This is a genomic window from Pseudomonas profundi, assembly GCF_008638305.1.
Classification (GTDB): Bacteria; Pseudomonadota; Gammaproteobacteria; order Pseudomonadales; family Pseudomonadaceae; genus Halopseudomonas; species Halopseudomonas profundi.
Genome location: NZ_VTPZ01000003.1, coordinates 331,351 through 346,881, shown reverse-complemented (window position 1 = coordinate 346,881; position 15,531 = coordinate 331,351). Strand labels below are relative to the sequence as shown.

The 15,531-nt window shown below is 57.6% G+C and carries 11 protein-coding genes and 1 tRNA gene; 6 read left to right on the top strand and 6 right to left on the bottom strand.

The window, feature by feature from the left end; genetic code table 11:
• The first annotated feature begins 55 nt into the window (after positions 1-55).
• The gene (rep, locus tag FZE95_RS06625) at positions 56-2,062 is read left to right on the top strand and encodes a DNA helicase Rep (RefSeq protein WP_150300044.1); all 2,007 of its coding nucleotides are present in this window, start codon (positions 56-58) and stop codon (positions 2,060-2,062) included.
• A 60-nt stretch (positions 2,063-2,122) separates the two neighbouring features.
• On the opposite strand, the gene FZE95_RS19720 is transcribed toward rep, so the two are convergent.
• Positions 2,123-2,455 (bottom strand): c-type cytochrome, encoded by a 333-nt coding sequence (locus tag FZE95_RS19720; protein WP_371923575.1) that lies wholly within the window; start codon positions 2,453-2,455, stop codon positions 2,123-2,125.
• 322 nt (positions 2,456-2,777) lie between these two features.
• On the opposite strand from FZE95_RS19720, the gene FZE95_RS06615 reads away from it, so the two are divergent.
• Both FZE95_RS06615 and FZE95_RS06610 read left to right on the top strand, forming a co-directional pair.
• Positions 2,778-2,854 (top strand) — tRNA-Arg (locus FZE95_RS06615).
• Between the two features lie 154 nt (positions 2,855-3,008).
• Positions 3,009-3,668, top strand: coding sequence for a lysoplasmalogenase (locus tag FZE95_RS06610; protein WP_150300043.1), 660 nt, complete (start codon positions 3,009-3,011; stop codon positions 3,666-3,668).
• Positions 3,669-3,809: 141 nt separating this feature from the next.
• Here FZE95_RS06610 and FZE95_RS06605 read toward each other — a convergent pair whose 3' ends face one another.
• The gene (locus tag FZE95_RS06605) at positions 3,810-6,941 is read right to left on the bottom strand and encodes a DEAD/DEAH box helicase (protein ID WP_150300085.1); all 3,132 of its coding nucleotides are present in this window, start codon (positions 6,939-6,941) and stop codon (positions 3,810-3,812) included.
• A gap of 422 nt (positions 6,942-7,363) precedes the next feature.
• Here FZE95_RS06605 and FZE95_RS06600 point away from each other — a divergent pair, with 422 nt between their 5' ends.
• The 3 genes from FZE95_RS06600 to FZE95_RS06590 all read left to right on the top strand — a co-directional run bounded on the left by FZE95_RS06600 (position 7,364) and on the right by FZE95_RS06590 (position 11,145).
• On the top strand, positions 7,364-9,100 hold the full coding sequence (locus FZE95_RS06600; RefSeq protein WP_150300084.1) for a S8/S53 family peptidase: 1,737 nt from the start codon (positions 7,364-7,366) through the stop codon (positions 9,098-9,100).
• A 191-nt stretch (positions 9,101-9,291) separates the two neighbouring features.
• Positions 9,292-10,761, top strand: coding sequence for an ATPase domain-containing protein (locus tag FZE95_RS06595; RefSeq protein ID WP_150300042.1), 1,470 nt, complete (start codon positions 9,292-9,294; stop codon positions 10,759-10,761).
• A complete protein-coding gene (locus FZE95_RS06590) occupies positions 10,762-11,145 on the top strand; it encodes a response regulator (protein WP_150300041.1) in 384 nt (127 codons plus the stop codon).
• A 110-nt stretch (positions 11,146-11,255) separates the two neighbouring features.
• Here the strand turns inward: FZE95_RS06590 and FZE95_RS06585 are convergent, their stop codons facing one another.
• From FZE95_RS06585 to FZE95_RS06570, 4 genes are all read right to left on the bottom strand, one after another.
• Positions 11,256-11,459 (bottom strand): hypothetical protein, encoded by a 204-nt coding sequence (locus tag FZE95_RS06585; RefSeq protein ID WP_150300040.1) that lies wholly within the window; start codon positions 11,457-11,459, stop codon positions 11,256-11,258.
• A gap of 200 nt (positions 11,460-11,659) precedes the next feature.
• Positions 11,660-12,538 carry a metallophosphoesterase family protein gene (locus tag FZE95_RS06580; protein WP_150300039.1) on the bottom strand — a complete coding sequence of 293 codons (879 nt, stop codon included), beginning with the start codon at positions 12,536-12,538 and terminating at the stop codon, positions 11,660-11,662.
• A 180-nt stretch (positions 12,539-12,718) separates the two neighbouring features.
• Entirely contained in the window at positions 12,719-14,704 is a 1,986-nt protein-coding gene (locus FZE95_RS06575; RefSeq protein WP_150300038.1) for a PhoX family protein, read from the bottom strand.
• Between the two features lie 10 nt (positions 14,705-14,714).
• Positions 14,715-15,530, bottom strand: coding sequence for an energy transducer TonB (locus FZE95_RS06570; protein WP_150300037.1), 816 nt, complete (start codon positions 15,528-15,530; stop codon positions 14,715-14,717).
• Between the last annotated feature and the right edge of the window lies 1 nt (position 15,531).

Below are 15,531 nucleotides of genomic sequence, written 5' to 3'. Positions count from 1 at the left end.
GTCGAGCCCCGCGTAGGCTGGTAGAATGCTAGCCCAATGCAGGAGAAGATCATCGGTGGCTACCCTTAACCCTCGTCAAAACGAAGCAGTCCGTTATATCAGCGGGCCGATGCTGGTGCTCGCCGGTGCCGGGAGTGGTAAAACCAGCGTGATCACGCGCAAGATCGCCTACCTGGTCAAGGAATGCGGCATACGCGCGAAGAACATCGTCGCTGTGACCTTTACCAACAAGGCCGCGCGGGAAATGAAGGAACGAGTCGGCCAGTTGATTCAGGGCAGCGAGGCCCGCGGCCTGACTGTCTCGACCTTCCACAACCTGGGTCTGAATATCATCCGCACGGAACACAAGCGGCTGGGCTACAAACCGGGCTTTTCCATCTTCGATCAGCAAGACGCGCAGGCGCTGATCACCGACCTGATGCACCGCGATTATGGCGCCGACGAAGGAATCGAAGGCATTCAGTCGATGATTTCGACCTGGAAGAATGATCTGATCACCCCGGAAGAAGCACTGGCCAAGGCCAAAAGCCCGCAGGAACAGACCGCAGCCAGCGTCTATATGCATTACAACCGTACGCTGAAGGCCTACAACGCGGTTGATTTCGATGACCTGATCCTGATTCCGGTAATGCTGTTCCGGGACCATCCCGACGTGCTGGAGAAGTGGCAGTTCCGCATCCGCTATATGCTGGTCGATGAGTATCAGGACACCAACGCCACGCAGTACCTGTTGGTGAAAATGCTGGTTGGCCGCGAGGCGCGTTTCACTGTGGTGGGTGATGATGACCAATCGATCTATGCCTGGCGGGGCGCACGCCCCGAGAACCTGGCCCAGCTGAAGGATGACTTCCCGGGACTCAAGGTGGTCATGCTCGAACAGAATTACCGTTCCACCAGCCGCATCCTGCGCGCTGCCAACACGCTGATCGCCAATAACCCGCACGTGTTCGAGAAGCAGCTATGGAGCGAACTGGGCTATGGCGATCCGATCCGTGTGATTCGCTGCCGTAACGAGGAAGCCGAGGCCGAACGGGTCGCCACAGACATTCAGACCCAGAACCTGAAGCACCGACGCGCCTGGAAGGAATTTGCGATCCTGTATCGCGGCAACCACCAGTCTCGGCTGATCGAACTCAAGCTGCAGCATCATCAGATTCCCTATCACCTGTCCGGCGGCACCAGCTTCTTCGCTCGCCAGGAGGTCAAGGATTTGATGGCTTACTTCCGCTTGCTGGTGAACCTGGACGATGACAATGCGCTGCTGCGGGTGGTCAATGTGCCCCGCCGCGAGATTGGCCCGGCCACGCTGGAAAAACTCGGCAACTACGCCAACGACCGCGGGATCAGCCTGTTCAAGGCCTGCGATGAAATTGGCCTGGCGGAGCAGATGGAGCCGCGCTATCACGAACGGCTGCAGCGCTTCAGCCGCTGGCTGGACAATGTGCGCCAGCAATGCATGGACGGTAATCCGATCGAAGCGCTGCATCGCATGATCGTCGATCTGGATTACGAGAACTGGATACGCCAGAACTGCTCCAGCGACGAGATCGCCGCCAAGCGCATGGGCAACGTGTGGTTTCTGCTGGATGCACTGAAAAGCACGATCGAACGGGACGAGACCGGGGAAACCACCTTCGAGGATGCCATCGCCAAACTGGTGCTACGGGACATGCTCGAGCGTCACGAAGAAGAGGAGGACACTGATCGCGTTCAGTTGATGACCCTCCACGCCTCCAAAGGCCTGGAATACCCCCACGTCTATATCCTCGGCATGGAGGAAGAAATCCTGCCGCATCGCTCCAGCATCGAAGCTGACAGCGTCGAGGAAGAGCGCCGCCTGGCCTACGTCGGCATCACCCGCGCCCGAAAAAATCTGACCTTCAGCTTCGCTGCGCGCCGCCGCCAGTTCGGCGAGATCATTGATTGCTTGCCGAGCCGGTTCCTGGATGAGTTGCCCAGCGAAGATCTGGAGTGGGAAGGCACCGAAGACGTACCGGTAGAGCAGAAGCAAGCGCGCGGCAACACCGCGCTCTCGGATATCCGCAGCCTGCTGGGGCGGTAGCACATAGAGTGCAGAAACAAAAAAGCCACCCCGAGGGGTGGCTTTTCGCAACGAATCACCTCAGTTGAGCGAGAGAACCCACTCGGCCAGAGTCGTGGCCTCTTCTTCGCTAACCGCGTTCGGCGGCATGGGAATCGCGCCCCACTTGCCACTGGAACCCTGAGTGATGCTGGTAACCAGGGTGGCAACGGCATCATCCTGACCGGCGTATTTGGCAGCCACTTCTTTCAGAGCAGGGCCCACCAGCTTATTGTCTACGCTATGGCATGCGCCACACGGCTTGGAGTTGAACAGCGTTTCGCCCTCGCTACCACCGGCTGAAGCGGTATCCGCAGCATCGCCACCTGCAGGTGCAGCGGCAGCAACGGCCTCCGCACATTCCTCACCTGCCACGCACACTTCACCATAGGGCTGGATACGCTCGGCAATCGCTTCGTTATCCATCGCAGCAGCAAAGGCATTGCCGGCGGTCAGAGCAAGCATGGCCGCAGTGGCCGCCAGAAGTTGTTTCAGAGTCGTCACCTTATACATCCTCATCATGACCATAGGTTCAGCCCAAGTACCATGCCCGGACAATGTGCGCGAGTATACCGGTAAACCCCCGGCCGTTAAAATAGCCTCCGCACAATAGGGACAATGCGTCGCGCCCGCAAAAGAGCTTGCCGCAGGGCATGGACGCCGGACGCATCAATGCGTATTATTGCGACCCTGCAACGCACCCGTAGCTCAGCTGGATAGAGTACTGCCCTCCGAAGGCAGGGGTCACAGGTTCGAATCCTGTCGGGTGCGCCATTTCCTCTCGTTGTAATCACTTTCTCAGCCACACCTCCAGCTGCTCCCTGTGCTCATATCAAGCGTTGTAGGCGAACTGCGGCCGACGACTTGACCGCCCGTGCATCAGGCGCGAGCATGCAGGCATAACAAGAACAGTTTCAGGGAATCATTCATGTCCGCCTTCGAGCGCCGGTGTTTTGCCGTGGCCGTTGTACTGGGGCTCATTTACCTCGCCTTACTTCCACTCCAACCCTACCCGCTCAGCTGGCTGCTCAAGCCAATCCCCATGCTGTTGTTTGCTGTGCTCGCCTGGCGCGCATATCCCGGCAAGATCGGCGCATGTCTGGGCGTGGGATTTGTTGCCGCAGCGGCGGGAGACTTCTTTCTCGACTATGGTGCCCGGGACGGCCTGTTTATTCAGGCGCTGAGTGCGTTTCTGATCAACCAGCTGGCATTTATCGCTGGCTTTGCGCTGATGGCCAGAGGCAAGCCCTGGCTGCGCTGGCGCATGCTACCCGTCACGCTGTACAGCCTGCTGCTCGTCCTGTGGCTGGTTCCCGCCGCTGGGGCCTACCAGATACCGGTAGCAATCTATCTATTGTGCCTTTACACCATGGCACTCATGGCCTGCCGGGTGGAAGACAAGGTAGGTATGCTCTGGCTTGGCGCCATGCTGTTCGTGATTGCCGATTCGTTGATTGGGGTAAACAAATTTGCCCAGCCCTTCACCTATGCCATCCCGGTAATCGTGATCTGTTACTTCACAGGGCAAACGTTGATTGTTTTGGGGGTGTTGCGGGTGAAAAGACGAGGTAACGCTATTTGCAGGTGAGGTAGCTGGGGCTAGCGCACCCCGGCCGCTAGACCGGCTATGTTGACCTACTGCGGAAGCCAGTTCTCTTGGGCCTGCTCGAAGGTTAGGAATTGATACTGGGCGGAGAACTGTTGGGCGTGTTTGTTGAGAAGACGACTGTCATGCTACCGCCAGTTTTGCAGCCTGTTGCCACATAAAACTCGGCATTGGCGTGCGGAGTTCCCAGGTGATGCTCATGGGTTGCGAACCGGTGTGCGACACATAGTAGACCTCGCCGTAGTTCACAAACCCCATCGTGCGAACGTGCTGGTCTTTGGTTTGCTCCCTTACGAACAGGAAAAGCCGTTTTCTGATGGACTCGTGCTGAATGTAGTTTTTCCCTCGGCCGCGTTCCGGGCGGGCGCTGTTTTGCGATTGCCAGTGGAACAGCTGCTCATTTATGGCGTAGTCGTGATACATGGTGGTCGGGGAAAACTGCTTTTCATTTTTGTCCAAGGTGACAAATAGCAGCTCGATGTTCTGATCCTGGATGACATAAACGCCTTCTCTGGAGGCCGGCTGGTGGTCGAAAGTTATCGCACCAAACCCCACCAGAATCTGCTCTCGGGAATAGCGAGCATGCAGGCGCAGTGGTACTTCCTGCAACTCCGGCATAGAGGGCTGCGCATGCTTGGTTTGCGCTAACTTCCAATCAAGTACGTCAATTAGCTCCTGAGTAATTTCCAACTTGTTGAGCTCCGCCAAGCTCTGAGAAAGCGACTCAAACTCCAGATCCGGCCCTGCTTTTTGCCAGAAATCATAATGGCACATCAGCGCCCGACGATTATCTGCCTGACCCCAAACAAAGCCTGCCTGGCACAGCTCTTTAAGGAACAGCAGGTACTGGTGATCGTCACAAATCAAGATTCGATTGTAGACTGCCTTCTTTGCCATTTTGAACGGCGAGCCATCAGCAACGACCTCATCTTTAGCTTTGCTAACCAGCTCCGACCAGCTGACGCGCCTATAGAGCTCATTGAGGTCAATGTGAGGATGCTGTACCAGAAAGTTTCTCAGGGTCAGTGGCTGCGTTGAATGCTGAGGAAACTGGCGAACCAGAGATACAAGGCGTTTCATCGTCAGGGTCGCCTGCCGTATGTTGCTCAGCACCATTTCCTGAGTTTTCCTGGTGAGTTCAATCCGGCAACCCAGCGGCGCATGGGGAAAGCCTTGTTTCAGTTCCTCTGTAATCGATCGTTCAGACTTGCCAACCAGCGCCCTGAATTTGCTCGCAAAGTCGTATTCAGGTCGTGAGTTGCCCACGAAATCCAACACTGTGCAGCAATCTTTGCCATCTGAAAGGCGAAGACCACGGCCAAGTTGCTGCAAGAAAATGGTCAAGCTCTCCGTTGGGCGCAAGAATAACAAGGTATCCACTTCTGGAATATCAATGCCTTCGTTGAAAATATCGACCACACACAAGACATTGATCTGCCCTGAGCGAATGGCTTGCTGCTTCTGCTGCCGCTCATGACTGTTGTCGCTGGTCAGCACATCAGCATTAATACCGTGTAGCAGGAACTGCTGCACCATGAAGTTTGCATGGTCACGGCTCACACAGAAGGCCAAGGCTTTCATGTTTCCTATATCGGTGACAATTTCCAGTAAGTTACGCGTTATATTTTTCACACGGCCGTGGTTGTGCGTGTACAGGTTCGTCAGCTGAGCAATATCGTAACGACCACGACTCCACGGAATACTGCGCAGGTCGGTGTCGTCATCAATTCCGAAGTATTGAAACGGGCACAGGTGCCGACGGTTGATTGCTTCCGGCAACCTAAGTTCAGCGGCTATGACGCCGCCGAAGTCACTGAGAATATCTCCACCGTCATGCCGTTCCGGCGTAGCCGTCAGTCCCAACAGTATCGAAGGCGAGAAGTGCCGAAGCACCGCTCGGTAACTTGAGGCGGCGATGTGGTGCACTTCATCGATCACGATGTAGTCGTAGTAGTCCGGTGTCAGATTCAGTTTATCAAGCTGGTTGTTTAAGGTCTGGATAGACACAAACAACTGGCGGTAATGATCAGGTAGCTGGCCACCAACCCAAAGCTCACCGAAGGCATTGTTTCTCAGTACGCCTCGATACGCTTCGCGAGCCTGCTTCAGAATTTCTTCTCGATGGGCAACGAATAGAAAATTGGCGTTAGGTGACGTCTTCAAGAACTCGTGAAAATCAAAGGCGGAGATAAGTGTCTTGCCGGTGCCGGTGGCGGCCACCACGAGGTTTCGAAAACGCTGGTGTATATCCCTCTCAACAGAGAGCTGCTCCAGAATATCCTTCTGATGTGGGAAGGGTGTGATATCAAAAAAGTACGATGTTCCGGTGTAGTCCCACCCCATCTGCTGTTTTAGGGCTCGCTTGAGTTTCTCTACACTTTTCGTTTGACCATCAAATCGCTCGAAGTCGTCTGATGCCCAGTAGGTTTCAAAGGTACTAAGTGACTTGCTGATGATGTGTGGAATTTCCTGAGAGGTGATCTTCAAGTTCCATTCAAGGCCGTTGGTCAACGCTGAACGAGAGAGATTTGATGATCCGATATAGCCGGTGTGAAAACCCGAATTCCGAAGGAATAAATAGCTTTTGGCATGCAACCGCTCGCGCTCGGTGTTGTAGCTCAGCATCACTTCAGCGTTCGGCAGGCTGGCCAGATACTCGACAGCCTTGGCGTCCGTCGCACCCATATAGGATGTGGTGATGATTTTGAGCTCGCGGCCACTGGAGGCAAACGTTTCCAGCTCTTTCCGGAAAATACGAATCCCAGCCCACTTGATGAAGGACACCAGCCAGTAAATTTTGTCTGCGGAAAGGATTTCGCGCTTCAGCTCAGACTCCAGCGACAGACCGGCGTTACTGCCTGAGAACAACTCGCTCTGGGTGAGCCCGGTGAGAGGAAATATCTCTTCGACGTATTGCTTTAGGTTAGCTGCAACAGGGTTTTCCAGATCGTATAGGGCGGTGAGGATCCTACCCTGGCTATCAAGAAGATTGTCTTCTAAAAATCCATTGTCCTGGATCTGCCCCTTCAGCCACATTAGCAATTGGTTAGATAACTCAATTTGGCCTTGTAGCCGGTCGTCACCCGCGGGCACTGACTCAATGGCAAACTGGAGAACATTCGACAGAAACCGAGATAACCAAACAGATGCTTCTGCACCGCCAAGTTGTCGCTCGCCGATATAAAAGTGATCCCGATCCAAGCGACTTTCGATGAGTTTTGTAATCAACTGCTCATAAATACCGATCTGCCGCATCATTCGAATTCCATGTTTCGCTAAATTGCTAGGACCTATAAGGTTTAGCGCTCGAGATGTCGCCTATCCGGAAGATGGTCTCCAAGAAACTTGGAATCGCATTCATCCCTCCCTTGATGGGTTGTCGCATTATGCATGCTTTACCCGACCAGAGCAGGCTCGTCTCATGCGCTACGCATTCGATGCAGCCGAGCCACNCTCGTCTCATGCGCTACGCATTCGATGCAGCCGAGCCACGGTAATCGCAACGATATTGCATACACGATCCTACTTTTTCGCTCCCCCCCCACAGCCCATCGGCTCACCCCCCCCAAAAAAAACGAAACCTCCTCCCTTTTCCAGGTCATACAAAGGCAAGCGGCGGCGTTGGGTCGCCAGCAGTATTGCCAGAGAGCGTGATAGTGAAGCGTACCAAGTCCCATATTCCGGTTTTCCTGGCTGCGGCGTGTTTGTTTGCCGCTTCCGTTGTTGCGGCCGAGCCGCTGCGTATTACCCAGCTGCAGCGCTGCGGGGATGTGCTGGACACTCAGCAGCCGACGTTCTGCCTGCAGGCCAGCGGTTTAAGCGGGGGTGACTGGCAGGCCAGGTTGAACGGTGCGCGGATCGAGCAGCGTAGCGGTGCCGACGGGTTGATTCGGTTTCAGCTGAGCGCGGATGATGTCGAAAGCGGTCCGCTGTGGCTGGAGCAGAACGGTGAGACCAGCAACCCGGTATGGCTGAGTCTCGGTTCGAGCTATGTGCTGGCAGCTGGCGACGATGAAGTCGCTGACAATTCCGATGGGCTGACCACCTATCTGAATCTGGTCAGCGTGATTATCGAGGAACAGCACGACGGGGCTGAAGAGGCGCGCCGACTGGCAGATAAATACGACGCCGAGGTAGTCGGCGCAATCCCGCCGCTGAACACCTATCAGCTTCGGTTACCGGCCGGCAATCTGGATGAGCGTGACGCTATGGTGCTGCGCCTTGGGAACGAGGTGAGCGTGGACGCGGTTGTGATCGAAGAGTCCGGGGCGGAGAAAAGTATTGAGCGCGACACGGATACCGCTTCTGCGAAGGAAAATGAGGAGTGGGCATCCAATCGGTTCATGGATGCAGTGAACTTCTATCAGCGTCGGCTGAAGGCGCGCGATGGCAGGATCAAGACTCACCCGGTCCGCCTGGGTGTGATCGAGCGGGATGTGGATTTCGATACCCCGGACTTTGCCGGTTACTCCGGCGATTGCCGCAAGAACACAACCCGCACCTGCGTATATGCCCGCGATGCAGGCAAAGCCGATGGCCACGGCACTACGGTGGCCGGCGTTCTTGCAGCCGGGTGGGACGATGGCGGAAACAGCGGCTTTCTGAGCGCGCTGGACAAGGTCGGGCCGGGCTTTGATGTGATCGTTGATCGCGGGTCGGATGCGGGAATCACTGCCAATATCGCTGCGTCGGTCAATCTGGTGCAGGACGGTGCGCGTGTTCTGAACTGGAGCTGGGGCATTCATCGTGTAGGCGCGATTGATGTTAACGGTGACCCGATTGATTCACTGGTCCGCTCCGGAATTGCCATGAGCGGCTATGAAGAACTGCTCGAAGAATTCTTCCTGTGGCTGCGCAGCGAGCACCCTGGTGTCGTGGTGGTGAACTCCGCGGGGAATGGATCATCCTTTTCCGGGCGCGATGAATACCGGCTGCCCTCGTCCTTTATTACCGACCAGCTGTTTGTCGTGGGCGGTCACCAGCGCAGTGACGAGGATGTCAACGTAGAGGACCCGCAGTACGCCACTCGCCGCAAGGCCTCAAACATCGATATGCGGGTCGATATTACCGCTGCAGCCTGCGTTCAGGGCTCTACTTCAACGCCCCACGAAGAAGGCGCCGAGCACTGCGGTACGTCCTACGCCACGCCATTGGTCGCCGGGTTGCTAGCGGCGATGCTGTCCATCAACCCCGATCTTGAGCCGGACCAGTTACGCATGTTGCTGCGGCGCAGCGCCATGACGATCGGTGAAGAACACGATTTCGAACCGATGGAAGCTGACGACCTGACCGCGCCGATTCTGCCCTCCGAGCGTGGCAATGATTTGAACAATCCTGAGGTAGGCCACTCGGCCAGGCTTGATATGTATAAAGCACTGGATCTTGCGGTGCAGAGTCTGGATAGTGTGCGGTGAATTTGAACGAACGGCCGAGCAGATCTGGAACCCGTGAAGCATTTCGGGCTTTCCAATTGGTATTGTCGAGACCTGTCCCGTGTACGCGACAGACGCTTTGAACCTATCGCGGGATCATCCACTCGAAAACCCGGGCACATAGCTCCCTCGGCCAGCACTTTACGCCACTATTTTTGCCTTCAGGAACACCCATGAGCGAATCAGCCCCTCGCAAATCCCCTCGCCCCCGTTTCACCACTGGTGTAATAGGCCTGGACACTGTTTTGCGTGGAGGCATGATCCCCGCTGCCGTCTATATCGTTCAGGGCTCCCCTGGCGCAGGCAAGACGATCCTGGCGAACCAGGTGTGCTTTCATCGGGCGACTCTCGGCGAGCATTCTCTGTATGTGACCTTACTTGCCGAGTCCCACGACCGCATGGTTGAACACCTGAGCGGGTTGAGCTACTTCGATGAAGATCAGGTGCCAGCGTCGGTCTACTATGAAAGCGCATTCAGCGTGCTGGAACAGGAAGGGCTCGACGGGATACTTCGGCTACTGAGTCGCGAACGCAAAGCCCGCAGCGCGTCGCTGATCGTCCTCGATGGGCTGTTCGTGCTGGAAGAGAGCGTCCACACGGAAAGCGACTTTCGCAAATTCGTCAATAACCTCTCGACCTTTGCCAACCTCACCGACACCACCATCCTGTTGTTGACCAACAGTGCGCGCGGGCCGCATAGCCCCGAATACACCATGGTCGATGGCTGGTTCGAACTCGGCAGGCAGCAGATTGACTACCACAGCCACCGTTATTTTCAGGTGCACAAGTTCCGGGGTAGCGGCTTTATTTCAGGCAACCACATGGCAAGTATTTCCGACGAAGGGATACGTGTGTTTCCTCGACTCGAAAGCAGCCTGGGGCGCGTGCGCGGGCCGGTAACCGACAGAACGAATCTTTCAACGGGTATCCCCAGCCTGGACCGGATGATGGGCGGCGGCGTTCGAACAGGATCTGCCACGCTACTTGTAGGTCCGTCCGGAATCGGTAAAACAACGCTCGGGCTGCAATTCATCGCGCAGTCCGCACCGCACGAGCCGGGATTGATCTTCAGCTTCTATGAAAGCAAAGATGACCTGATCGACAAGGCGCAGTCCCTCGGTATTGAACTCGAGGCCCTGATCCGCGACGGTATTGTTGAGGTGGTCTGGCAACCGGCTACCGAAAATACGCTTGATGAACTCGGCTATCGATTGCTGGAGGCCGTACGTCGGCGCAACGTCAAACGCCTTTTTGTCGACGGCATCAATGCGTTCCAACAGTCTGTGGCATACCCCGATCGGATCGGACGCTATCTGGCCGCATTAACCAACGTTCTCCATACGGAAGGCGTTACCGTGGCCTGGACCATGGAAACCGAGGAGCTGATGGGCGGAGAAATTCGCTTGAAGTTCGGGTCTATTTCGGCGGCAGCTCAGAACATCCTGTTGCTGCGCTACCTTGAACTCGACAGCTCGACCCGGCGCTCGATCTCCGTGGTGAAAGTACGTTCCAATGCCTTTGATCCGGCCATTCGCGAATTCTTCATTACTGAGGAGGGTGTCGTTATTGACGAGCGGTTCCGGCGAATCGACGACGTCCATACCGAGCATGGGCATCCACGCCGGATCCAAGGCGACAAATAGATGAGCCACTCTCAGCTCACCGAAAACACCCCATGCATTCTGCTCGTTGATGACGAACCCAGCATCCTTTTCACGCTAGCGATATTGCTGGAGGAAGAAGGGTATCGGGTAATCAGTGCCGACCATGGGCGCGATGCGCTGAGTCGTCTGGCAGAAGAGCTACCCGACCTCATTATCACTGACTTCATGATGCCCTACCTGACTGGAGCGGAGCTGATCGAGGCGGTGCGCGCTGAGCCGAAATATGCGGGCATTCCGATTCTGATCATGAGTGCTGCGTTACCCGCCGGCATCGACCCTCACGAAATCGCCGATGCCTATTTGCAGAAGCCTGCCGACCTTGACGAGCTGCTCAGCGTTATCAAGCGATTGCTCCAGGCCTGAGGCACCCCGGGCTCAGTACTGCAAAATGCCTTTTCCCGATCGGGCTAATCTGCTGTTGCTTGACATCAACTCAGCGTCAAATATCAACCTTCTCTTTTACAACCCGGTTCTCAGACTTCTATAACGACGGCATCAATCGGCCAGAAATTCAGGCCTTCGCTGATGAGCACACCGTTACTCAACGTATGAAGTTTGCCGTGGTGGATAATCTTGAGCGGTTTACGACCCAGTATGACCGCGCCCGAAGCGATCATCTGGTCGACATAGGCACGCATCTTGGGGTCCTGCCGGCGCTCGGCCCTGGCTCTGGTCATGCTTGATTCCCTGGATCTGGATGAAGACGTAATATTGGCGATATCAGTTCGCCACTATATATCCAAGCATTAACCGTGCCAGTGCTTTTCAACGAAAACCACCAAGCCACTGATGCGCTTCGTTAAACGACGCGTCAGGTGTAGGGCATTCCACAACACGCTCAGCTGCGTACGCAGCGGCCACTGCATTGACGCGACGGTCACTCTTGCAATGTGCGGCTCAGCTCAAACCGATAATCATGCCGCTCCAGCGGTCCGTCCAGGCCAACCTGGTAAGTATCGACTATCACCTGGTCATCATCCATCACCGTCAGCAACCGGAACATCGGCACGTGGTGGTCTTCGTTCGGAATCTTGGTGCGTTCCAGCGCGGGGATATGCAGGTGGTGCACGCCATCGAGCTGTTTGGAGTGGTCGGTGCGGTCCATATCCATGTGCAAATCGCCTGAAATCATGGCGATCAGGTTGGGCTGGGCGCTGATCTCGGCGAAGCCGGGGTGGTGGATGCCCTTGTCTTGGTTTTCCGGGAAGGTGCCGGCGGGGGCGCCGTGGGCCACTAACAATACCGGCTTGGGATGCAACTTCTGGATCTGCTGTTTGACCCAGGCCACGCCCTCATCGTTGAAGTCTCGACCTTCATCCGGTGACGCCATGACCAGCGCCAGTTGTTCGAATTCCATCACGTAGCTTGGACCCTCGATCTCTACCTTGCCTTCATTCCAACGCTGGGCGTATCCCATATAACGTTCGACGGTGGAGCCATGCTCTTCATTGCCCATGATCGGGTAGAACGGCAGGGTCAGGCGTTGCAGGACCGGGGTGACGGCTTCGTACTGCAGCTCGGTGCCTTTGTGGGCTATGTCACCGACGCCGATCACGAAGTCCAGATCAAGGGTATCGCTGAGGTGATTGACGTGGCCGACCGCGGCAGCGAGGCCGGGGAATTCAGCCTTGGGCTTGGGTTCGGCGTCGCCAAGAATGGCGAAGCGCAGTATCGGTTCAGCGGCGCTGGCCTGCGCCGGGGCTAATGCGCTGCTGGCGAGCAGCACGCAGGCGGGAATCAGGGTGCGGAGTTTCATGGTGGTTCCTTATCAAGTGGATAATCAAGCGTGTGGTTTTGAGGCCGTTCATCGAGCTGGTGCTCGACGTTCCCAGGAGTTGCCCCGCGGGTCCCTTGGGCGTTCAGCGTTCCTGGGGGGATCGAGCACCACGGGCCGCGATCGGACTCGACTATTCGGTGCCGGGTACAGCGCCGGATTTCAGCTGCCGATCACCTTGCCCTGGTCATGGGTAATGACAACGGTGGTGGACCGGGGACGGCTGTGGCCGTCGCTGGCGGGATAGCTGATATCGGGATGCTGGACGTTGACCCATAGGGTGCGGTAGTCAGGTGTCCAGGTGATGCCGGTGATTTCCGCCCCCCGCGGACCGACCAGGAAGCGGCGCACTTCCCGGGTCTGTGGGTCGGCGCAGAGCAGTTGATTGCATCCAGTGTTGACCGTGTGCGCCGCCTCTTCATCGGAATCGGTCTGGATCCACAGCCGCCCGGCGCTATCGAAGGCCAGGCCGTCGGGGGAAGAAAAGATGTCGCCGTTAATATTGCCGATCAGATTATCCGGTAGCGGCTGGCCGTCAGCGTCCGTTGCGCCGGGCCGGTCGCCGGCGAGCAGAAACACATCCCACTCGAAATGCGTGGCGGCGGGGTCGGCATTGGCTTCCCGCCAGCGCAGTATCTGTCCGTGCTGGTTATCTGAACGGGGGTTAGCGGCGTCGAGTGGAAAGCGTTCGCCCCGCTCGCTGTTGTTGGTCAAGGTGACGTAGACCTCACGGCTCTCCGGATGCACCGCGACCCATTCCGGGCGATCCATGGGCGTGGCGCCCAATACGTCAGCAGCGCCCCGTGCGTTCAGCAGCACCGCCTGTTGGTCGGCAAAACCATTGTCAGGCGTCAGTCCGTTCGAGCCCCACATCAGCGGCAGCCACTGGCCCTGCCCGTTTGCATCAAAGCGCGCGGCATACAGAGTGCCGCTATCGAGAAGCTGGCGACTGGCTTTGGGATTGGCCGCATCGTGGCGGCCATCGGGTACGAATTTCCACACGTACTCACCGCGGGCATCATCCCCGGAATAGATCGCCATGCGTCCGTCGTCGCCCAGCGAGACGACCGAACATTCACGCCCCAGCCGGCCCATGGCAGTGCGCTTGATCGGTGTACTGTCGGGATCGAAGGGGTCGATTTCCACTACCCAGCCGAAGCGGTTTGGCTCGTTCACATGGCCTAGATAGTTCTGCGCTGGATCCGGTGTCGCATCGAAGCGCGGATCCACCGACTCCCAGGCGTAGTAGGCACTGCTCTGGCCCCGGCCGATGCCGTAGCGCTGATGGGTTGGGCGGGCGGCATGGTCTGCGGCGTCGCGGTTAACGAAGTAGTTATGAAAGTTCTCTTCGCAGGTCAGGTAGGTGCCCCAGGGCGTGACGCCCATGGAGCAGTTATTCAGCGTGCCCGACACCTGCATACCGCTGGGATCACTGGCGGTGCGCATACGCAGATCGCCAGCCAGTGGGCCGCTGATGGCCATGGGTGTCATGGCGCTAATACGGCGGTGCAGGCGCGAGCCAGGCACCCGCTGCCATTGGCCGTCGGCGGCGCGGTGGATTTCCAGCACGCTGACACCGTGGGCAGCCTGCTCCTTGCGCACCTGATCGACCGGGCGCTGACGGCGACCGTCATCCAACTGAGTGAAAGTCAGGCCATCTGTATGCAGGGTGGGGTTGATGTATTCATGATTGATTACCAGCAGGCCATGCTCGTTGGGCGCATCCTCGAAGGGGAAGAAGTGCATGCCGTCGTGGTTATCGCCCGCTTGTAGCAATTGCGCCTGCCAATCCTGGGAGGCGTCGTCCAGCCATTCGGGTGCAGCATCCAGCACCGCATCGCCCCAGCTGAAGAAAGGTCGCGCGCTGTAACCCTCGGCCACCAGAATCTGATCGAACGCCGGCGAGGTCTGCGCGGCGACGCCGGTAAAGCCCAGCAGCGGGCCGGCCAGCTGCACACCGGCGCTGCGCTGGCAACCCAGCAGGCTACCGCCAAACAGCCCAAAGGCAGCTAGCGCCAGTCCGCCCTTGAGCACCTGCCGCCGGCTGCGGCTGATGATGGTATGCAGATCCGCAGCCTCGCTCGGGTTAAGCCGGCGGTCGTCAACCGCCTGCAGGTCGGCGTGATAGTGCTGATGTCCCTGTCTCATGTTATGTCCGTCATTGAATGCGATAGCGAAAGGTGTTGCGTACATCGGATACGGCAACCGCCTGGCCATTGATGATGCGTGGCTGGTAGCGGAAGGACTTGGCTGCGGCCAGCGATGGGCGAATAAACATCGGATCATCGCAGGCGCCCTCCACCACCTGGGGGTCGCTGACCCGGCCCGAACGGGTAACCGTGTAGGACACGGTGCAATCCCCTTCCAGTGCCTGGTCGAGCGCGCGACGCGGATAGGCTGGCGGCTTCTTGCTGATCGGCTGGTACTGGGCGATCTCCGCCGCTTCAGCAGCGCGGCGGGCTGCTTCGGCTTCTGCCAGGGCATTGGCTTCGGCCTGGGCGGCGAGGCGCTGCTGCTCTTCACGGGCGCGTTGCTCGGCCAGCTCACGCTCCTGTTGTTCGCGGCGGGCCTGCTCTTCCCTTTTTTGCTCTTCCCGCTCCTGTTCACGGCGTTGTTCAGCCAGACGCTGTTGCTCCTCCCGCTCACGCTGCTGTTTTTCTAGCCGCTTGCGAGCAATCTCGGCTTGGTCTATCTGCGGCTCGGGGGCGGGTGCTTCGGCGACGACTGGCTCGGGCTCCGGTTCGGGTAGCTGTTCTGGCAACGGGGCAGGCGGCTCGGGTGCCGGACTGGGCATGGTGATCAATTGTGTGACCATGACCGGTTGCGCGGCGCTGGCCGGAGCCTGCGGTGACCAGCTGTTCCACAGCATCAGCAACGCAGCGGCATGCAGCAGACTTGTGCCCAGCGCCGGAACCAGCCAGCGCTCCCCCCGGCGAGACGGGCGTGAAGGGGTGGTGTGTATCGGCTCATTCATT